Genomic DNA, 20,366 nt, shown 5'->3' with positions numbered 1-20,366 from the left:
ACCATTACTTATCAAAAATTTAATTTTCTGACCATCCTTAAGTAGAATGTACAAATTAGAAAAAACCATTTTAACCTCTGTATTATGTATCGGTTTAGCTGCATCACAAGGGTTTGCGCAGGCACCGAAAAAAGTGACCAAACCCGCAGCGACAGTTAAGAAGTCCACAGCCACAGTGACAAAGGCAACACCTTCTGCAAATGTACTCAAGAATCAGATGGATTCACTGTCTGCGGCGATCGGAGTAAGTTTTTCCAACTCTTTAGCGTCTCAGGGAATATCCGGTATCAATACTGCTATTCTTAACAAAACGATTGAAGCGTCACTTAAAGGAGATAAAACAACTTTTAGTGCTGAAGAAGCAAATAAATTTATTGGTGAGTATTTTCAAAAATTAACTGAAGAAAAAGGAGCTGTGGTAAAAATAGAAGGAGAAAAGTTTTTGGAAGAAAACAAGAAGAAAACAGGGGTAACGACCACCGAAAGTGGATTGCAATACTCGGTCATTAAAATGGGCGATGGTCCTAAGCCGACAGCCACTGATAAGGTAAAAACGCATTATCACGGCACTTTGACCAATGGAACAGTTTTTGATAGTTCTGTTGATCGGGGTGAGCCGGTTGAGTTTCCGGTAAATGGTGTTATCAAAGGGTGGACAGAAGCGCTGCAGCTTATGCCGGTTGGTTCGAAATGGAAATTATTTATTCCTTATTCGCTGGCTTATGGCGAACGCGCAGCAGGTCCTCAGATTCCAGCTTATTCAGCTTTAGTTTTTGAAGTTGAATTATTAGAAATTGTTAAATAGTTAACAAAAATTCGACGAATGAAAAAATACCTGATCACTCTTATTCCTGTTGTATTACTTGGCTGGCAGCGAGGTCCCGTACAGCAAAATGCAATCGTAACGACGGAAACATCACTGGCGGAAGACATCAAGCCGACCGTAGCGCAGTATAAGGCGGAAGAGCTTTCGACGCGAATTCTATCAAATTATCACTATCGGAAAATAAAACTGAATGACTCATTGTCGTCAGCGATTTTTGACAAGTATATTGATGGTATTGACCATGGGCGATTGTACTTTCTGGCTTCTGATATGGCAGAATTTGAAAAGTACAGGTATTCTTTCGACGATTTTTTACAAAAAAGAGACCTGGACGTTCCTTTCAACATGTATAACCTTTTCAGAAAGCGTTATCAGGAAAGAAGTGAATATATCCAGACGCTTTTGAAAACGCCGAAGCCATTTGATTATACTGAGGATGAGTCGCTTAATACCGACCGCGAAAAAGTAGCCTGGGCGAAATCAAATGACGAATTAAACGATACCTGGAGAAAGTATTTGAAGAGCGAAGCGCTCGACTTAAAACTTGCCGGAAAAGCAGATTCTTCGGTAGTTAAAACGATGAGTGATCGTTATAAAAATCGTGACCGTGGATTGAGCCGTATCAGGACCGAACAGGTTTTTCAAATGTTTATGAATGCGTATGCTGAATCTTTGGATCCGCATACGAGTTATATGGCACCAACTTCTGCAGATCGTTTCAAACAGGAAATGAGCCAGTCGGTTGAAGGTATCGGAGCGTTACTTCGTGAGGAAGATAACTACATTAAAATTGTTGAAGTAATCCCTGGCGGTCCTGCTTTTAAGGGAAAACAACTTAAAAAGGAAGATAAAATTATTGGCGTTGCGCAAGGTGATGACGGAAAGTTTGTGGACCTGGTAGGTTGGTTTGTCGACGATGCAGTGAAACTTATCAAAGGTACTAAGGGTACGGTTGTTCGTTTGCAAATTTTATCAGCTGACGCTTTATCAAGCACTCCTCCGAAAGAGATCAGATTGGTTCGTGAAAAAATCAAGCTTGAAGATTCTCGCGCTAAGAAGGAAATCGTCTCCATAAATACTGGAAATAAAGATTACAAAATTGGTGTAATCGATATTCCATTATTCTATCGTGATTTCGAAGGAGCGCAGCAGAAAGAAAAAGAATTCTCAAGCACAACCCGTGATGTTCAAAAATTGATTACCGAACTACAGGCTGAGAGTGTTGATGGAATCGTAATTGATTTGCGTAACAACGGTGGAGGATCTTTGACCGAAGCTGTTTCGTTAACAGGTTTGTTTATCAACAAAGGCCCGGTTGTTCAAGTAAAAGAGGGTCAGGGAGAAATTCAGGTAGAGACTGACAATGACCCAATGATCGCTTACAATGGTCCGATGGCGGTTATGGTGAATCGTTTCAGTGCTTCTGCATCGGAAATTTTTGCCGCTGCCATTCAGGATTACAAACGTGGAATTATTGTAGGCGAACAAACTTATGGTAAAGGAACCGTCCAGACTTTAATTGACCTGAACCAATGGGCTCCGAAGGAAACGGATCAGCTTGGTCAGGTGAAATTGACGGTTGCGAAGTTCTATCGTATTAACGGAAGCAGCACGCAGTTGAAAGGTGTTGTGCCTGATCTGGAATTACCGTCTGCTTTTAAAGTAAATGAGTATGGCGAAGGATCGCAGCCTAGTGCTTTGCCTTGGGATCAGATCGCATCTTCGAAATACGAAAGCGCAAATAATATCAACGACAAAATTGTTGGTCAGCTTCGCGATAAGTATAAACAACGTTTGAAATCTGATGAAGAATTGAAAACGTTGGTGAAAACATTAGATGATTTTAAAAAGGCGCGTGAAAATAAGATTGTTTCATTACAGGAAACAAAACGTAAAGTTGAACGTGACGAAGCAGAAAAGAAACGTGCGGCCATGAAACAACTTGGGGAAGATGCTGAGGAGGAAGATGAGGATGCTGATCCGAAAGTAGCGGTAGAAGCACCGAAAGATGTCAAAAAGAAAAAGGATATCTACATCACGGAAACTGGCCGTATGCTTGCTGATTTGATCGTCATTTCAAAAGAGCCAAGCTTAGCCGGATCAAAGAAAAAGTAAGATAGATTTGGAATGAAAAATGGACAGCCGGCGGAAACCAGCTGTCCATTTTTTATTCCAGGATATTGATAATTTTTAGCAAATCTTATTCCCAGCCGCCGCCAAGCGAACGATATAATTCTATCAAAGCCAGATGTTGGTCTTTTTGAACTTCCATTAACGATAATTCAGCCTCCAGTACATTTTTTTGTGCCGTTATAATTTCCAGGTATGTTGCGTAGCCTGTCAGAAAAAGATCGCGGGAAACTCCAACAGCCTGTTGCAAAACGTCGACTTCCTGTCTTTTGAAATCCGCAAATTTTTTGGTATTTTCAATCTTTTTAAGACTGGTACTTACTTCCTGAAAACCGGTCAAAATTGCTTTGTTGTAAGAGTACAACGCCTCGATATTTGCCGCCTCAAATCTTTTTTGTCCAGCCAAAAGTGCCTTTCTATTAAAAATTGGTGCTGCCAGGCCGCCTAATGCACTGTAAGCAATGGAGCCGGGATTGAATAATAACGAACTTTTAAAAGCATTAAAACCCAATAATCCCGTAATGTTAAGAGAAGGCAGAAACGCCAGTCTTGCAGCTTGCAAATCTGCGTTATTTGCCAGTAATTCCAGTTCCGCCTGTTGAACATCTGGCCTTCTGATCAGCATTCTGGAAGGGATTCCGGCCTGCACCCGCTCAGGTAAATTCTCGCTTAATTTTCCACTTCTTGTGATTTTTTGTGGAAAACGGCCTAGCAAAAGATTTAGATTATTCTCTGCCTCCACGATACGCTGGTTAATCTGTATTTCAAGGCTTTGCGTATTCAGTAATTGTGCTGTAAATTGTTGGACGCCGAGCTCATTCGCACGGCCTCCTTCTTTTTGTATTTTAATATTTTCTACGGCAGATTGCTGCAGAATAATGTTTTTCTTAATAATCTCCTGTTCGGCGTCCATTCCCAGCAACTCAAAATACAGACGTGATACCTGTGCTATCAAACTTGTTGTCACCAAATGTTTTCCTTTTTCAGAAGCAAGAAAACGGGTATATGCTGCCTTACGCTGCGTTCTTAATTTTCCCCAGATATCTATTTCCCAGGTACTACGAAATCCTACAAAATAATCAGGCAGGAAGGGAGCGGGTAACCTTCTGTTGGCATCAATATTATCTGAAAAGTTGGTATCATAATTTCCAACACCATCCATCGTATAATCTCCGAATTTCCTTCCGCCGCCAGACACTTCTGCATTTACGGCAGGCAACAAAGCGCCTTTCGCTAGCAAGACATTGGATCTGGCCATTTCAATGCGCTGCATAGCAATTTTTAAGTCAGGATTATTGACTAAGGCGGTATCAATCAAGGCAATTAAGTTAGGGTCTTTGAAGAAAGACTTCCATTGTATCGAGCCGATACCTGTTGAATCGCTTTGATTTTCAAAAGTTCCCGGGGTGGGAATGGACGCCGATTTTGTTACTGGTTGCATCATTTTACATCCACTCATGAATATCAAAGCAGCAACCGGAAGGGTTTTATAAATTGTTTTATATGTTTTCATTAATTGAATGCAGTTAGTAAGATCGGGCAGCCAGAATTGCTTCGAGGCTGCCCTGATATTGGCTGAGTCTTAATGGACCAGAACTTCTTCTTCTTCCATTTTCGGCGCAGAAGGTTTTTTCGGTAGCGCCAGTGTTGCGAATAAAACGTAAAGCCCCGGAATAATGATAACCCCGAAGAGTGTTCCGACGAGCATACCACCGGCAGCCGCCGTTCCGATTGACCGGTTTCCCAAAGCACCAGCGCCGGATGCGATACAAAGTGGGATAAGTCCGGCAATGAAGGCAAAGGATGTCATTAATATAGGACGTAACCTTTCTGTGGCTCCTTCCAGTGCCGCCTCAAAAACTGTCCGGCCCTCTTTCTGACGAAGAAGAGCATACTCCACAATCAGAATGGCATTTTTCCCGAGAAGACCAATAAGCATAACCAGGGAAACCTGTGCATAAATATTGTTTTCCAGTCCCATTAATTTCAAGGCCAGGAATGCTCCGAAAATCCCGGTAGGCAAGGATAAAATTACCGGAAGCGGAAGCAAAAAGCTTTCATACTGGGCAGCGAGAAGCAGATATACAAATAGCAGACATATCGCAAAAATATACATCGCCTGATCGCCCGACAGAATTTCTTCCCTGGTCATTCCTGACCATTCATACGAAAATCCTTTGGGAAGCTTTTCTTTTGCCACACGTTCTACGGCCTTGATGGCATCTCCACTACTAAAACCGGGAGCCGCATCGCCATTGATCATCGCGGACGTAAACATGTTGTAGCGCGTCAGTAATTCTGGCCCGTAAACCCTTTCAAGACGTATGAATGTCGAAAACGGAACCATTTCGCCTCTGTTGTTTTTAACATACAATTTTAAAATATCTTCAGGGCTTCTTCGGAAACTTGGGTCTGCCTGTACCATAACCTTATACATCTGCCCAAACCGGATGAAATTGGAAGCATACAAACTACCAATCAAAGTCTGGAGTGTGCTCATGGCCGCATCGACAGAAACTCCTTTTTTGGAAGCGATATCAGCATCCACATGGATCATGTATTGCGGAAAGCTGGCATCAAAACTGCTGAATGCGCTGGATATTTCCGGCGTAGCCATCAATTCCTTTACAAATTGATTCGTAACACTGGCCGTTTTTTGAAGATCATCACTGCCTGTCTTATCCTGGATACGTAGCTCAAATCCACTTGAGTTACCAAATCCGGGAACAGTCGGTGGAGGGAAAAACTCAATCTTTGCATCCGTGATATGCTTCGTTTTTTGCTCCATTTGTGCGATGATGTCTTTCACAGATTCTTTACGCTGATCCCAGGCTTTCAGGTTAATCATCGCCATACCGTATGAGGATCCGGCGGATTCTGTAATCAAGCTATATCCTGAAAGGGAGGATACAGATTCCACAGGTTCCAGGGACGCCGCTACTTTCTGTATTTCATCCAGAACAGCTTCTGTTCTTTCAACCGTAGCAGCAACCGGCGTTGTGACGTTCACATTAATAACACCCTGATCCTCAGTTGGGATAAACCCACTTGGAAGAATCGAACTTATACCATATGTACCGATACAAAACGCGATCAGCAAACCAATCGTAATCATTCTACGTCCGATGATAACAGAAAGGAGTTTCTGGTACTTATTTGAAATGCCATTGTAACCATTATTAAACCCTCTGAAAAACCGGTCAAGCGGGGTGTTTTTTGAAGGTTGTCCATGGGTATTTTTAAGCATGATTGCGCAAAGTGCAGGTGTCAGTGTCAATGCGTTGATACCTGAAATCACAATCGAAATAGCCAGCGTGATAGAAAATTGCCGGTAAAATATTCCGACCGGACCAGACATAAATGCTACCGGAACAAACACAGCCGACATCACGAGCGTGATAGCAATAATTGCCCCGCTCATTTCTTTCATCGATTCAATGGTTGCTTCTCTGGCATCCAGATGTTTTTCGGCCATTTTTGCATGGACGGCCTCGACGACGACAATGGCATTATCGACCACAATACCAATCGCTAATACTAGGGCAAAAAGGGTAAGCAAATTAATCGAAAACCCGAAAAGCTGCATGAATGCAAATGTACCGATCAAAGCTACCGGAACTGCTAACGCAGGGATAAGGGTTGAACGGAAATCCTGTAGGAACAGATAAACAATAATGATAACAAGAATAAAAGCCTCGATCAATGTACGCACCACTTCGTGGATAGAGGCATCAAGAAAGCGTGATACGTCATAAGAAACAAAGTAGTCCATTCCCGGCGGAAAGCTTGTAGTTTTCAGCTCAGCTACTTTATTTTTGATATTCTTGATAACATCCTGCGCATTGGAACCCGGACGCTGTTTGATCATGATCGATGCCGACGGTTTTCCGTTGGATTTGGAAGCCATGTCATAATCCAGTGTACCAAATTCAATATCAGCAACGTCTTTTAATTTCAGCATAGACCCATCCGGATTGGATCGCAGAACAATATTTTCATATTGAACCGGTTCAAATAACTTTCCGGTATATTTTAAAACATATTGTAAAACCTGTGTTTCGCGGCCGGAAGCAACGCCCGTTTTTCCGGGTGCAGCAACCACATTCTGGTCGCGTATCGCCTGTACAACTTCATCTGCTGATACGTTGTAATTATTCATCCGGTCGGGTTTCAGCCACACACGCATGGAATAATCCTTACTTCCCATGATTTGCGCACGACCCACACCGTCAATTCTTTTTAGCTCTTTTAAGATGTTTATATCAGCGAAGTTGTACACAAAGTCCTCGCCAACAGTCGTATCGGTGCTCATAATATCCAGATACATGAGCATACTGTTTACCTCTTTTTCAGTGGTAACACCAGCCTTAATTACTTCTTCAGGAAGTTCGTCGATAACCGTTTGTACACGATTTTGTACGTTTACGGCGGCGAGATCAGGGTCTACTCCTACGTTAAATGAAATGGTGATTGTTGTAACACCATCGTTGCCGGAGACACTGGTCATGTACGTCATTCCAGGCACACCATTAATGGCTCTTTCCAGAGGAACAGCAACGGCATCGACACAAACTTCTGAGTTAGCCCCTGTATAGGTGGCGGTTACGACAACAGAAGGAGGGACGATATCAGGAAATTGGGAAACCGGCAGTCCTGTGAAGGCCAAGATACCCAGGAGGGTTATGAAAATAGAAATTACCAGCGACAGAACCGGTCGCTCTATAAATTTTTGAAACATAATTTAAAATTCAGGTGAGCGTTTGATTTTATCGTGCTGTAAGCTCGATTTTGTTCGTTTCTGTTTTTACGGAATCCATAAGGATTACTTTTGGATTAATCGTAACCCCATCCTTCAATCCCTGAAGCCCCTCGCAGACGATCGTTTCTCCCGGCTCTAATCCTGACTTTACAATATAATATCCTGAAAGCCTCGATTTAGGTACGAAACTTCTGGTCTTTATTTTATTGTCTTTATCTAAAACGTAAACGAAGCTTTTATCCTGAATTTCAAAAGCTGCTTTTTGAGGAATTAAAACGGCGTTTTCAACGGTGTTAGTCAATCGGATCGTGCCGGTTGAGCCATGTTTTAATAATTTCTCGGGATTTGAAAAACGTGCCCTGAAAGCAATGGATCCGGTACCTTCATCGAAAGCCCCCTCCATAGTTTCAATAGTTCCTTTATGTTTGAAAAAAGAACCATCTGCCAATTCAAGCTCTACGACCGTGTTGTCACTGGATTTTGCCCCCCGCGCTCTCGTATATTCGAGATATTCATTTTCTGAGACATTAAAATAAGCAAATACATTTTTAGTGTCAGAAAGCGTAGTCAACAGAGTGCCTTCATTGATAAGACTACCTGTTTTATAAGGAAGCCTGTCGATAACGCCATCGAACGGTGCTTTGATCACTGTTTGCGCCAGGTGCAATGCGGCTGTTGATCTTTCGGATTTTGCCTCTTCGATTTTAGCATTTGCAGCTGCCAGTTTTGCCTGTGCAACCTCTAACTCGGTTTTAGAAATAACATTTTTTTCAACCAATAATTTAACGCGTTTCAGTTCAAGTTCCGCCCCCTTGGCATCAGCATCTGCACTTTGTAAATTCGCTTTTGCTTTGGCAAGTCCGGATTCATATTCTGCGCTATTGATGCGAAACAACGTCTGTCCTTTTTTTACTTCTTTGCCTTCGTCAACATAAACCTGCTCTAGATAGCCTTTGACGCGTGCGTATATTTCTACATTCCTGACAGCATGAATGGATCCGACATATTCCCTGTGTAGATCTGTTTTCTGAGATTTCAATTCTGTCACAGGGATGGTCGGAATCGAATCTTTAATTTCTGCGGAATCTTTACTTTGCGTGGAACAGGCCATTGTAAAAAGGCTGATTCCTAATAGTAAAGACCAGTTGTAGTTTTTCATGATGAGTTTGTAAATAATTGAAAATGAATACTGAGAAAGAAAAGGAATAGAATTTTAGCACACAGGAATATTCCCGAAATTTCTAAATCGGGATAAGGTTATCTAAGCAGACGACGAAATACATGCAATTATATGCAGGCATTTCTGATGTCTGTAATGATTTTAACTAAACTGTGCGGCTAAATAATTGGGCAGAAAATGCCTGATAATCCGTTAAAACGGACAAAGTCTGTGAAGAAAACTGTAATAGTCGGGCAAGGTAAGTAACCCCTCCATGGAGCCGATAACTTGCTTTGTATAATGTTTTACGACTGATTTTAAACAGCAATAGAAATAATTTGAAAGGACAGTTTCGAAACTTAAAAAGCGATAACTGGATGTCCGGTGGCGTAAAAGATGGGTGAGACTTTCTTTCCATTCAAATTCGTCAGCCTTAACAACTGCCTGGCGTTGACAAATTGAATAATCAATCTCAATCAAGTCCTCTTCCTCTTCTTCCTCGTAATAGGAATTGTTGAAAGGGGATAAAAATTTAATTCCAAAATTAGACCGGCATGACGCCTCTGCCTGTCCGGAAAACAGCGAGGAAGCAAGAATTTGCCCAATGCAAAAAAACAATAAAAAAGTTCTTTTAAACATAGTTTTGGTCAAATTTCAAAACACTAAAAATTCATATTTTTATAATGAATTCAAGAATGATTGGAATTATTGGGATTGTCATGCAAAACTGCAAACCAATTATTCAAATATAACAATTCAAACTTAATAACCAAATTTTCGGGATTGTTAACATCTGTTAATTAGATCTAATATTTTTCTAATTTAACCTTTAACTGGTTGGTTTTTAAGTTACTTGATTTAGTTCGACATTTATAGTTGCAAGATTTCTCTCGCTTTTTGCCTCGCGGTTACCCTTGATCCATTTTCCAAAAATATAATTTTAGGTATTACGAATTGCGGTTGATGTAACTTCTTAATCAGACTTTTGCTCTGGTTCGTATGTTATATTAAGATATTGAACTTGGAATAATCTGATTTTTTAATCTTTAGATAAAAATATTAGTGCACTATTTACGAAAATTGTCCGGTGTATAATTCATAGTATTTACCTTTTTTCGACATAAGATCGGTATGACTTCCGCGTTCGATAATATTGCCAAATTCCAGGACGATAATCTCATTTGCATTTTGCACGGTTGACAATCTGTGAGCAATTACAAATGTAGTTTTTCCCTGCATCAGTGTGTCCATCCCTTGTTCAATGAGCTTCTCAGTCCGGGTATCAATTGAACTTGTAGCTTCGTCCAGAATAAGAATTGGTGCTTCGGCAACCGTGGCGCGGGCGATATTGAGCAATTGTCGCTGTCCCTGGCTCAGGTTACTTCCGTCGCCATCCAGTACGGTCTGATATCCTTTCGGCATTCGGGTAATAAAAGAATGAGCATTGGCAAGTTCTGCTGCATGAATAACTTCGGCGTCTGTGGCTGTTAACCGTCCATAGCGAATGTTTTCCATCACTGTTCCGGTAAATAAATGTGTGTCCTGCAACACAATCGCCATTGATTTTCGAAGACTTTCTCTGGAAAATTCTTTTATATTAATGCCGTCAATCGTTATTTTTCCTGACTGAATATCGTAGAAACGTGGAAGTAGATTAATAATCGTTGTTTTACCAGCACCGGTCGAGCCGACAAAAGCGATTTTGTTACCTGGTTTCACACGCAGATTAATGTCATGTAAAATCATCTTTTCAGGACCATATCCAAATGTCACATTTTCAAAACGAACTTCGCCTTTTACTTTGGAAAGCGTAATTGCATTTTCTGCGTCGGTTGGTTCAGGCAATTGATCCATCATTTCGAAAACGCGTTCAGCTCCTGCCAGTGCTGCTTGCAAGCTGTTAACCTGACTGGATAATTCGTTTATTGGCCTTCCAAATTGTCTGGAATATTGAAGAAAGGAAGCCAAACCGCCAATGTCCAGTCCACGTGTTACTGCAAGAATTCCGCCGATTGTAGCCGTAAGCGCATAATTGATCGTACTCATATTGATCATAATCGGCATCATCATACCAGAAAACATTTGCGCTTTCGTCGCTTTTTCCCGCAGGTCGGAATTCAGTTTTTCAAAATCAGCTTCCGCTTTTTTCTCGTATCCAAAAACTTTAACGACTTTGATTCCGGTAATGATTTCTTCGATATAACCATTCGTTACTCCAACTGCCTTTTGCTGAGCCATAAAATAATTTTTACTTCGTTTAATCACTTGCGAAGCCAAAAAGAGCATAAGCGGAACCATGACCAATGTCACCAAAGTCAGCAAAGGGCTGATATATAACATGAGCAAAAATGTCCCGGTCAGGGTTATGATGCTTGTGAAAATCTGGGTCAGGCTGTTGTTTAAAGATTCGCTAATCAGATCGACATCGTTTGTAAACCGGCTCATCAACTCCCCGTGACTGTTCGTGTCGAAGAATTGCAGTGGCAGTGATTGTAGTTTTTCAAACAGATCATTCCTTATTTCATTCACGGTTTTCTGAGAAATAATAATCATAAACCTGCTTTGCAGATAAGCGGCAGAAGCGCCTGCGAGATAAATGATCAGCATAAAACCCAGCAAATGAAAAAGACCGTCAACGTCTTTTGGGATTATGTAATCGTTGATGAGTGGCCGAAGCATATAGGAGCCCGTCAGCGAGGCAGTCGTATTGATCAGAATAAACAGGACAACTGTAAATAATCCCAATTTGTTTTTTTGCAGATAACCCCAGAGTCTTCGCATCGTCAGACCCATATTTTTAGGTTTTTCTACGGAAAAGCGACGTCCGGAACTTGATCCGGGCATGCCGCCCGGCGCTGCTGAGGTGGTTGTATTTTTCTCGCTCATGAGGCTATGGCTTCATTTTGCTGTTGTGACTGATAAATTTCCTGATAAACGGCATTGGTCTTCATAAGCTCGTCATGGGTCCCGATTCCAATAATTCTGCCGTCATCCAGAATGACAATCCTGTCTACCGATTCAATAGAGTTGATTCTTTGGGCAATGATCAATGTGGATGTCTGCTGATATTTTTCTTGTAGTGCGGTCCTGATTTTCGCCTCTGTTGCTGTGTCCACCGCACTGGTGCTATCGTCCAGAATAAGAATGACCGGTTGTTTTAAAAGTGCCCTGGCGATACATAATCTTTGCTGCTGCCCCCCTGAAAGATTGACGCCGCCCTGGCCCAGAACTGTTTCATATTGTTCAGGAAATGACATGATAAAATCGTGTGCCTGGGCATCTTTTGCGGCTGCTATTATTTCGGTATCAGTCGCGTCAGGTTTACCCCATTTCAGGTTACTTTTAATTGTCCCTGAAAACAATACATTTTTTTGCAAAACGGTCGCAGTGGCTTCGCGAAGATGTTTCAGTGAATAATTTCTGACATCGATACCATCAATCAGGATTTGTCCTTCGGTGACATCGTATAGTCTTGGAATAAGTTGCACAAGACTTGTCTTAGCAGACCCTGTTGCGCCGATGATGGCGATCAGTTCTCCCGGAGCAACTTTAAAATTGATATCCTTTAATACAAACAAATCGCTTTCCAAATTGTATTTGAAACACACCTCACGAAATTCAATTTCGCCTTTCTGAACCTGAAAATTTCCAGCATTCGCCGCAGCGGTATCTTTAATATCGATTTCGGTGTCCAATACTTCCAGGATCCTTTTCGAAGAAGCGCTTGCTCTGGAAAACATCATAATGGTCATGGAAAGCAACATCAACGCGATCAGGATTTGTGTGATATAACTGATAAACGACATCAGCTGACCAACCTGCAAGTCGCCCGTCATCACTTTGTTTCCTCCAAACCAGACCACAGCAACAATGGAAACATTCATGATCAACATCATCACGGGCATGATCAAAACGACGATTGTAGATGCTTTTACCGACATATCCATTAAATCCCGGTTGGCTACGGAAAATTTTTCTTCTTCAAAATCACTCCGTACAAAGGATTTTACAACACGGATATTGGTGAGATTTTCCTGGATCGCTGCGTTAACACGATCCAGTTTTTGCTGCATTTTTGTGAAATAAGGAATGCCTTTCTTCATGATGAAAAAAATGGCAAAGCTTAATACAGGAATGGCAACAGCTATAATAATGGTCAGTTCCTTATTGATTTGTAATGCAAAGATTACTGCACAAACCAGCATCAGCGGAGCCCGGATCAACAAACGCAAGGACATCATCACGACTTGTTGAAGCGTGTTGATATCGTTCGTAAGTCTCGTCACCAGCGAGGCACTGCTGAACGTATCGATATTGGAAAATGAAAATTCCTGAATTTTATTGAACAGGCCCTGACGTAATTCACTCGCAAAACCCACCGAAGATTTAGAGGAGTAATAAACATTTCCAACACCTCCAAAAATTGCTACAAGTGACAGCGCAATCATAAGTGCTCCCATTTTCAGAATATAATGCGTGTCCTGATTTTTTATTCCAATATCGACTATATCAGACATAAGCATGGGCTGCACGATTTCGCCAAAAACATCGATGATTGCCAGTAAAGGCCCTAGTATGATGGCTGTTTTGTATTTTGTTATGAAAGGGAAATATCGTTTCATCTTGATTTTGGCATAAGGAAAAGGATCACATTACAGAGGAGTACGCAAAATAGAAATATATTCGGGAGGATGTTACAAATATCCTGCCTGTTTCAGCGTAATCACATTAGATTTATTCCTGACGTCTCCGGAAAATAAAAGGGATGGTTTTATTCTAATTTTATTTTGCAAAACGTATATTTATAAAATCAATAATAAGTCTATTTAATCATTTGAATTTGTGATCGTTACTTGCAAACCACGCAAGGCGGTATTTATTATGAAAATATTTTCCATCAAGACCAATCGTTTTATTTTAACAAAAATGACAGCCTCTGATGGCGACAAATATTTTAGATTGAGTAACAACGAACATGTAATGAAATATGTGACCGGCCACGCGCTGAACCGTCAGGAGTCGGATGAGATGCTGGGCAGGATTGTGAAAGAAAATGATTCGGAAACCTATTTTGGAAGATACTTAATTGAAGAGAAAAAGACCGGGAAACTGGTTGGGGCGGCGAAACTGGAAGCCTATGGAGAGGAAGTTGAAATCGGTTACCGGATTTTGGAAGAATACTGGGGGAAAGGTGTTGCAACCGAAATAGCCAAGGCTTTGCTGGTTTTTGCTATCCGGAAATTTCAGCCACCTGCCGTAATCGCTTTTGTAAATGTGGAAAATGCCGCTTCCATACGAGTTTTGGAAAAGGCGGGGTTGAGCAATTTAGAGCGAATTGAAGATCTTGACGAAATTAAATACAAGTTCAGTTTCACACCTAAAACAAATCCTCTTATGAAAAAAGCGCTCTACATTCTTCTTGGAATCATTGCCATTTTTATCCTTGCGGCGACACTCATGCCCAAGGAGTATGCCGTTGAAAGAGAAATCATCATCAATAAGCCAAAATCCGAAGTTTTTGCCTACCTGAAACCGCTGAAAAATCAGTATGATTGGAGTGTATGGATGATTAAAGATCCGGATGTAAAAAAAACGTACAGAGGCACAGATGAGACGGTAGGATTTATTGCCCGTTGGGAGGGAAATGAGGAAGTTGGGGTTGGAGAACAGGAAATTAAAAAGATTTCTGAGGGTGAGAGGATTGATACCGAACTTCGTTTTATTAAACCTTTTGAATCAACGAATAATGCCTACATGATCACGGAAATCGTTGGCCCGGAACAGACCCGCGTTAAATGGGGTTTTACGGGCTCCATGCCGATTCCGATGAATGTATTCCTGCCTTTTATGGGCATGGAAGACTCAGTTGGAAAAGATTTTTCAGACGGATTAAAAAATCTGAAAAAGATTCTGGAAAAATAAAATATAGCCACGAATACACGAATTTACACAAATGTTTGAATCGATATTTGTGGAAATTAGTGTATTCGTGGCTGGAAAAGTTTTAATTCAGATACTTCAGAAACTGCCGTTTTCGTCGGCTAAGACATATCTGAAAGTATAATATTTTGATTCTTCCGTGGGCACATCTTCCGGCGCGCCTTTGTAATAACTGATAAATTCAATTTTTGCGAATATGCCCTCAGCCGTTTTAACTATGATCGTTCTACCGGTTATTGGTAAAATCGCATGAACGTTCATGTCATATTTGTACCAGGAATTCCCACTGCCGCTTGCAATTGCGTTTCCTGAACCTTCGTCGGTTTTATATCCGTCTTTCGGTGCTTCCGTAACAGTATCAAATGGTTTTTCTAAAACAAGTGCTGCACCTTTTCCCGAGCCGCTCGTTCCTCCGTTGACAATAATTGTCGTGCCGCTGAAAGCAATATCCCATTTGGTTGTTTTGGCATCTTCTGATAATATTTCTGTTCCGACGATCAGGCTGAAATAATGATAGGTGTTAGGTTTTGCGGCAGCGTTAAAATCCTTGATAACCCTGATCTCTGGTGTTACCACACTGGAAATGATTTCAGAATGTGCCTCACAATCATTGCCAACGGATGTTTTCGAAATATCCGGATTGATAAACAAGGAAACTGAAAAAATGATTGGTATAAACATTTTTGTATTGATTTTCTTTTAAAATCAGAGAGAAAGGCACAAGCGGTTCTCTCTGATTTTTTTGAATAAATTAAATAATCAGGCTCCCTTTTTAACCAGTTTATATTCCAGTTTTGGCTTACCTCTTTCGCCACCATCACTGGCGTGGAAGCTCAGGAACCTAAGTTTGTACACATTTCCTGCACCGTCTTTGATCACGTAAAAGCGATCTGTTTTTACGCCGACAGTTCCACCTGAGGTAACTCTCCATTTTGACCCGATCACGTCACGATCCGCAACGAAAGTCACTGATGCTACATTACTTTCAGCAAATGCGTCATAAGTCGTTGTCGAAGTCAAAACTTCTGCTGCGGTTACACCCGCATGATGATTGATGAAAACCAGGTCAGAGAAAGAATAAGGTGTCGTTCCTGTGAAATACAGACTATATCCCCAGACAATATCCCAGCGTGCTTTTGCTGGCTCCACGCTAACGGCAGCACCTTTTTCAAGAGATACGAACTGGAAATTAAAAGTCGGATCTTTTGTTACATCAAGGGTTTTGAAAGTGGTTTCATTCAACTTCGCATATTGAAGTGTGTAACCGGTTCCTTTTCGAAGTACCCGAACTTTGTAAATTTTATCAACTGTTAAAACCGAACCCGAACCACCTGCACGGTTGATGACATATACCTTATTATCAGTATCCGTGGCAGAAATTTCCTTGATAACGGTTTTAGTAAGATCTCCGGTGACACCGTCATATAGTGCGAAGGTGCCGGCACCTTGTCCCACGGCCAGTGTGCTGATGTCAAGATCTTTATCGGAAACAGTGTTGATATCTGATTTATTGATTTCAATGGCCGTTGCGCCGTTGGTATTGTTAAGAATCACACGAAAATCTGTGCCGCTGTTGAACCCCAGATCCCAGCTGTCGCGCAGCACAGGTGTCTGTGTATTTGCGCTTAAATCCAAATAAACTGAATTTCCGGCACTGGCACCAGCCTCAGATCCTGCAATTCCGTTTAGTTGCAACTGAGTTCCATCCGAAACGATTGCTTTAAAGCTAAGCTTCAATTCTGTGTTTGTGCCAACAACTACAGGCGACGAAACCGATGCGATTTTAAATGTTATACTTTCGTCACCATTTAAAAGTACACCTGTTGTTTTTAGCACCTTAATGTTTGCAGTAGTTTGCCCAGCCGGAACTGTTATAGCAATGGTATTATTTGTAGCTGCCGGCTCCGTGGTAAATTGCGTACCATAGGTCAAAAGGTTTGGTGTAAGGGCAACTGAAATTGAAACCGCAGTTTCAGTGGCTCTTCCCAGATTGATTTTCAGATCAACACTTTCTCCTTCAAATCCTTGTGCTGTTGATTCGAAAGAAGCAAGATTGTCCGGAAGTGGTGGTTCATCGTCGCTGCACGCGTTAAATATTCCCAAAAATGCAATGACAAGCAGAGGTTTGATCAATCGTTTCATAATGGTTTGTTTTTATTAAAAATGGGTAGGTGTATTATCTTTTTGACCATTGGACATTCATTCCCAGAAAATAGGAGCGGCCGCTGAAACCTGGTCCTGATGCGTCATGGCCGGTGCCGATAGTTGTATTTTTTATAGAAGTCAGATCAAAGAGGTTTTTGGCTCCACCGATCAGATTGATATATTTTCCGATGGTTTTAGTGACAGTGATATCGGCCATATTATATCCGCTAATTTGTCTGAGACTGGCCGTTACCGGCGTCGTGCTCATCAGCGCATAGGCCGGTTTTTTACCAGTATACTTATAGAAAAGATTTACACTGGCTCCAAGTTTTGGGAAATTGTAGAGAAGGTTTGCATTAATTTCCGGAGACCATACAAATTCAGGAAGGTTCTCATTCAGTTCCGCGTCTTCGCTGATTTCGTTGTAAGTTCCAATGTAGGTACCACCCAATGATGCCTGAATATTTTTCCAGTTCACTTTATTATCGAACGTCAGGCCAGTAGTTTTGTACAAACTGATGTTCAGATAAGTTGTCTGCGTGGGATTGTTGGGATCAAATCCGGTATCGATCCGATCATGGAAAACATTATAAAATCCACCAAGCGTCGAGGTTAACCGGAGCGTTGTTTTTTCAACCGCGCGCCAGGTCAGGAAAGAATTAAAGCTGTTGGAGTATTCTGCTTTCAGATTAACATTGCCATTGATCGAATGTGAAGCATCGTGAAAATCAAAATACAATTCACGTAGCGCAGGCGAGCGGAAACCGCGAGCATAACCCATTCGAAGGTCCAATACCTTATTCAGTATTATTTTTGCATTCAATGCAGGAATAACCGGCGGCGCATCGTAAACAGAGTTTTTAATGAAACGAACTCCCGGACTAAACTTTATCGCAGGGGTTATTTTCAATTCAGAAGACACAAAAAACGCATATTCATTAATGGTCGGAGAGCCCAGAATCCGTTGTCCGCTGCTGTTGTTATTATTGATTTCGATACCTGGAAGAAGCGTAACATTGGAGTTAATTTTATATAAAGCGGTCCCTCTGAAAAACACTGTTGTGAAAATGGATTTATCCTGAGCCGCCGCGTCTATCGAAAGTGTTCTGCGGCCGGTATTAAGATCCAGCACTGTACTCAGCGTTCTCCGGCTGTAATCGGTATAGGAAAGTGCTCCCGTGAAACCTAATTTTTCACTTGCTTTATATTCTCCCTGCGCCTGATGAAACCACCGTTTCGTGATATAATCTTTATCAGCAGCTTTATTTTCAGCACTTATTTTCCCAAAATATTTGATGGTTTCGTCCGTTCCGTTGAAACGATACCAGGCGTTCCACTTTTCTTTCGAATACCCGATTCCGGCATTATACAGCATTTGTTCCTTAGGCATCCAGGCTTTCAGGCGGCCCGTGGAATCACCTTGCCAGCCACCGAAATTATTTCTGGTCAGGCTTCCTGATAACTGAAAACCCTTCTTTTGCCAGTTAACTCCCAAACTCTGGTTATGCGTACCCTTATTCGTAAAAGCGTTATACTCGTCACTTACCGTTTCTTCCTGCATGCGCGCCGAAATGGAGAGGTTGTCATTTCCATCTCCTTTTTTGGTAATTAAATTGATTACACCGGCCAAAGCGTCTGTTCCATAAATAACAGACATCGGCCCTTCGACAATCTCTATACGTTCAATGGTATTGATATCAATTTGGCCAAGACTTTCACGTGTTGCACCGCGGTCAACCATCGGAATTCCGTCCAACAAAATCTTTACACTCTGGCCGGACATACCCATTAATTGTATATCCGAGGTGCCGAGAGTCAGATCGTTTGAAAATCGGATACCGAGTTCTGTATTGAGGATGGTCTGTACGTTCGTTGCACCTCTCGCCCGGATCCGTTCGCTATCGATCGTACGAACCTGATACACGGAATTACGTAGAGATTGCTTGCCAAATTGCCCTGTTATTACAGCATCATTCAGTGAAATGCCTGATTCAGATAGTGTTATGTCATGTAGTGTCGTTACTGAATCAGTCACCATAACTGCTAGTTCACGTTTTTCATAACCAAGAAGGCTTACGACCAGCGTATAATTTCCAGCAGGGACTTTCAGGCGAAACTTTCCATTACCGTCGGTTATACCATCGTATCTGGTATCCTTCAATGTGATATTAACACCCTCAAATGTCTTGTTATTTTGTGCCAAAATCTTCCCTCTGATTTCTCCATTCTGCGCAAAAACCACTTGCGCACAGGACAAACAAAGTAGGCATGTAAGGGTAATGAGAATTTTCATTGAAGAATTATATCTATTTAGACCAATTATATTTTACAAATAAAAGGTTAATTAGACTAATTACAAAGTAATGACTATGGATTATTTTTTATTAGGTATGCATTTGGAAGTTTATTTAGACATCGGTAGATGTTATAACTGAAAAATGCATCTAAATCAGCTATTTGCCGATTTAGATGCATTTTATATCCCTGTTGGATTTTTATTTGATAACTGCCTTCATCGTCACTGTCACCACATCTTTCAACTTCCAGTTGCTTTCTCCGACTTTATAATCCAGCCTGTTGATCTCAAATGTGCTGTTAAGCGAATAACTTCCGTCAGTATTTTTCTTCGCTTCGAACGGCAAGGTCACTGCTTTGGAAACATCTTTAATTGTCAGCGAACCGATTGCCTGATATTTATCACCCTTCTTCTCAATCTTGGAAGATTTGAAACGGATCTCCGGATACTTAGCCACGTCAAAATAACTATCGCTTTTCATATCCTTATCACGGGCATTGCTATTCGTTTTGAAAGAGTTTGTCGCAACAGTCAGATTAAAGTTACAGGCATTCAAATTATTCGGATCAAAATTGGCAGTTCCTTTTGGTGCATCGAAGGTACCGTTACAAGTGCCGAGGATAAACTTTACACTAAAATCAGTCGATCCTGAAATTACTTTTGAAGTCTGTGCCGGTGCTTGTAAATAAGCGAGAAATGTAAATACAAAAACAAAAATCGTTGATTTCATAAATTAGTATAAGTTGTTGAGGAACCGAACATTCTCAAAGCTCTTCGAGAAGTGAATCACCTTCCGACAGATCTCCCGAAGTCCATTGCCATTTTTCATGTAAACGAATTTTTCCGTTTTGTAATATTTCAGGCGTCGACTTACAAATACCCGTTGTGATTTCACCTTTGTCATTAATTTGGTGATACCGCATATCCAGGCATCCGTTTTCATCAACAAGCGCAATTAAATGTCCTGAACGGATATTAGCGCCTACGTAATCGCAGGTCAGAAGGTTGCCTGATTGTTTGTAATGAAACTTCATTTGTAAATCAACCTCACCATTTTCTGAATTGGATAGAGGAATAAATGTTTTGCCGTCGTAATTAATCATTGGATAAA

14 protein-coding genes are annotated in these 20,366 nt (G+C 41.2%); 3 read left to right on the top strand and 11 right to left on the bottom strand.

The window, feature by feature from the left end; genetic code table 11:
- Window positions 1-46: 46 nt before the first annotated feature.
- Together bamJ and AC1XUO_RS04365 are read left to right on the top strand one after the other, a co-directional pair.
- A complete protein-coding gene (gene bamJ, locus AC1XUO_RS04370) occupies window positions 47-805 on the top strand; it encodes a BamJ family beta-barrel-assembly machinery protein (RefSeq protein ID WP_483328533.1) in 759 nt (252 codons plus the stop codon).
- Window positions 806-823: 18 nt separating this feature from the next.
- On the top strand, window positions 824-2,941 hold the full coding sequence (locus AC1XUO_RS04365; RefSeq protein ID WP_483328532.1) for a carboxy terminal-processing peptidase: 2,118 nt from the start codon (window positions 824-826) through the stop codon (window positions 2,939-2,941).
- A gap of 85 nt (window positions 2,942-3,026) precedes the next feature.
- On the opposite strand, the gene AC1XUO_RS04360 is transcribed toward AC1XUO_RS04365, so the two are convergent.
- The 6 genes from AC1XUO_RS04360 to AC1XUO_RS04335 form a co-directional block, all read right to left on the bottom strand.
- Window positions 3,027-4,469: a TolC family protein gene (locus AC1XUO_RS04360; RefSeq protein WP_483328531.1), complete on the bottom strand. Its 1,443-nt coding sequence runs from the start codon at window positions 4,467-4,469 to the stop codon at window positions 3,027-3,029.
- 69 nt (window positions 4,470-4,538) lie between these two features.
- Window positions 4,539-7,694 (bottom strand): efflux RND transporter permease subunit, encoded by a 3,156-nt coding sequence (locus AC1XUO_RS04355; protein WP_483328530.1) that lies wholly within the window; start codon window positions 7,692-7,694, stop codon window positions 4,539-4,541.
- Window positions 7,695-7,722: 28 nt separating this feature from the next.
- Window positions 7,723-8,874 (bottom strand): efflux RND transporter periplasmic adaptor subunit, encoded by a 1,152-nt coding sequence (locus AC1XUO_RS04350; protein ID WP_483328529.1) that lies wholly within the window; start codon window positions 8,872-8,874, stop codon window positions 7,723-7,725.
- Between the two features lie 213 nt (window positions 8,875-9,087).
- The gene (locus AC1XUO_RS04345; RefSeq protein WP_483328528.1) at window positions 9,088-9,513 is read right to left on the bottom strand and encodes a hypothetical protein; all 426 of its coding nucleotides are present in this window, start codon (window positions 9,511-9,513) and stop codon (window positions 9,088-9,090) included.
- Between the two features lie 432 nt (window positions 9,514-9,945).
- Window positions 9,946-11,760, bottom strand: coding sequence for an ABC transporter ATP-binding protein (locus AC1XUO_RS04340; RefSeq protein WP_483328527.1), 1,815 nt, complete (start codon window positions 11,758-11,760; stop codon window positions 9,946-9,948).
- Entirely contained in the window at window positions 11,757-13,496 is a 1,740-nt protein-coding gene (locus AC1XUO_RS04335) for an ABC transporter ATP-binding protein (RefSeq protein WP_483328526.1), read from the bottom strand. Before AC1XUO_RS04335 ends, AC1XUO_RS04340 begins: the two co-directional genes overlap by 4 nt.
- 259 nt (window positions 13,497-13,755) lie before the next feature.
- Between AC1XUO_RS04335 and AC1XUO_RS04330 the strand changes: the two genes are divergently transcribed.
- Window positions 13,756-14,796, top strand: a complete 1,041-nt coding sequence (locus AC1XUO_RS04330) for a GNAT family N-acetyltransferase (RefSeq protein WP_483328525.1) — start codon at window positions 13,756-13,758, stop codon at window positions 14,794-14,796.
- Window positions 14,797-14,892: 96 nt separating this feature from the next.
- Here the strand turns inward: AC1XUO_RS04330 and AC1XUO_RS04325 are convergent, their stop codons facing one another.
- The 5 genes from AC1XUO_RS04325 to AC1XUO_RS04305 all read right to left on the bottom strand — a co-directional run bounded on the left by AC1XUO_RS04325 (window position 14,893) and on the right by AC1XUO_RS04305 (window position 20,358).
- Window positions 14,893-15,495 carry an HmuY family protein gene (locus tag AC1XUO_RS04325; protein WP_483328524.1) on the bottom strand — a complete coding sequence of 201 codons (603 nt, stop codon included), beginning with the start codon at window positions 15,493-15,495 and terminating at the stop codon, window positions 14,893-14,895.
- Window positions 15,496-15,573: 78 nt separating this feature from the next.
- Window positions 15,574-16,956: an HmuY family protein gene (locus AC1XUO_RS04320; RefSeq protein WP_483328523.1), complete on the bottom strand. Its 1,383-nt coding sequence runs from the start codon at window positions 16,954-16,956 to the stop codon at window positions 15,574-15,576.
- A gap of 34 nt (window positions 16,957-16,990) precedes the next feature.
- Window positions 16,991-19,252, bottom strand: a complete 2,262-nt coding sequence (locus AC1XUO_RS04315; RefSeq protein ID WP_483328522.1) for a TonB-dependent receptor — start codon at window positions 19,250-19,252, stop codon at window positions 16,991-16,993.
- 202 nt (window positions 19,253-19,454) lie between these two features.
- The gene (locus AC1XUO_RS04310) at window positions 19,455-19,985 is read right to left on the bottom strand and encodes a YceI family protein (protein ID WP_483328521.1); all 531 of its coding nucleotides are present in this window, start codon (window positions 19,983-19,985) and stop codon (window positions 19,455-19,457) included.
- Between the two features lie 34 nt (window positions 19,986-20,019).
- Entirely contained in the window at window positions 20,020-20,358 is a 339-nt protein-coding gene (locus AC1XUO_RS04305; protein WP_483328520.1) for an avidin-fold protein, read from the bottom strand.
- Window positions 20,359-20,366: the final 8 nt, after the last annotated feature.

Source organism: Dyadobacter sp. HNCC25DJ186 (assembly GCF_056895235.1).
The sequence above is the reverse complement of the archived record's forward strand: the minus strand, read 5'-3'. Positions and strand labels throughout refer to the sequence as shown.

Bases quoted from the DNA above. Each gene is read 5' to 3' on its own strand.
- bamJ (WP_483328533.1), top strand. From the start codon at position 47: ATGTACAAATTAGAAAAAACCATTTTAACCTCTGTATTATGTATCGGT.
- AC1XUO_RS04365 (WP_483328532.1), top strand. From the start codon at position 824: ATGAAAAAATACCTGATCACTCTTATTCCTGTTGTATTACTTGGCTGG.
- AC1XUO_RS04360 (WP_483328531.1), bottom strand. From the start codon at position 4,469: ATGAAAACATATAAAACAATTTATAAAACCCTTCCGGTTGCTGCTTTG.
- AC1XUO_RS04355 (WP_483328530.1), bottom strand. From the start codon at position 7,694: ATGTTTCAAAAATTTATAGAGCGACCGGTTCTGTCGCTGGTAATTTCT.
- AC1XUO_RS04350 (WP_483328529.1), bottom strand. From the start codon at position 8,874: ATGAAAAACTACAACTGGTCTTTACTATTAGGAATCAGCCTTTTTACA.
- AC1XUO_RS04345 (WP_483328528.1), bottom strand. From the start codon at position 9,513: ATGTTTAAAAGAACTTTTTTATTGTTTTTTTGCATTGGGCAAATTCTT.
- AC1XUO_RS04340 (WP_483328527.1), bottom strand. From the start codon at position 11,760: ATGAGCGAGAAAAATACAACCACCTCAGCAGCGCCGGGCGGCATGCCC.
- AC1XUO_RS04335 (WP_483328526.1), bottom strand. From the start codon at position 13,496: ATGAAACGATATTTCCCTTTCATAACAAAATACAAAACAGCCATCATA.
- AC1XUO_RS04330 (WP_483328525.1), top strand. From the start codon at position 13,756: ATGAAAATATTTTCCATCAAGACCAATCGTTTTATTTTAACAAAAATG.
- AC1XUO_RS04325 (WP_483328524.1), bottom strand. From the start codon at position 15,495: ATGTTTATACCAATCATTTTTTCAGTTTCCTTGTTTATCAATCCGGAT.
- AC1XUO_RS04320 (WP_483328523.1), bottom strand. From the start codon at position 16,956: ATGAAACGATTGATCAAACCTCTGCTTGTCATTGCATTTTTGGGAATA.
- AC1XUO_RS04315 (WP_483328522.1), bottom strand. From the start codon at position 19,252: ATGAAAATTCTCATTACCCTTACATGCCTACTTTGTTTGTCCTGTGCG.
- AC1XUO_RS04310 (WP_483328521.1), bottom strand. From the start codon at position 19,985: ATGAAATCAACGATTTTTGTTTTTGTATTTACATTTCTCGCTTATTTA.
- AC1XUO_RS04305 (WP_483328520.1), bottom strand. From the start codon at position 20,358: ATGATTAATTACGACGGCAAAACATTTATTCCTCTATCCAATTCAGAA.